Here is a 482-nt window from a genome sequence, read left to right on the forward strand (position 1 = left end):
TAAATACTTTCTTTTCCATGTTTTCTGTTAATAAAATTATCAACCATTCCAGATTGTAACGGACCTGGACGAAATAAAGCAACTAAAGCAATTATATCCTCGAAAGAATCTGGTTTTAATCTTTTAATCAAATCTTTCATGCCTAAAGATTCTAATTGAAATACACCAGTTGTTTCAGACTCCTGTAATTTTTTAAAAGTTTTAATATCATCTAAAGGAATTAAAGAAATATCAATTTTGCTTTTATTTTTTTTTACTCGATTTTTATTAATCATTTTTAACGCTAAATTAATAACAGTTAAAGTACGCAATCCAAGAAAATCAAATTTCACTAATCCTACATATTCCACATCATTTTTATCAAATTGAGTAACTTGATTTTTGCCATATTCGTCACAATATAATGGTGAAAAATCAGTAATTTTAGTAGAAGAAATAACTACTCCTCCAGCATGTTTACTAACATTTCTAGTAACACCTTC

1 pseudogene is annotated in these 482 nt (G+C 26.8%); it reads right to left on the bottom strand.

Annotated elements, in window-relative coordinates:
* A pseudogene (dnaE, locus tag LDP10_RS03200) lies at positions 1 to 482 on the bottom strand (DNA polymerase III subunit alpha); the annotation flags it as partial.

The organism is Buchnera aphidicola (Pemphigus obesinymphae) (assembly GCF_026122815.1).
Taxonomy (GTDB): Bacteria; Pseudomonadota; Gammaproteobacteria; order Enterobacterales; family Enterobacteriaceae; genus Buchnera_C; species Buchnera_C aphidicola_BJ.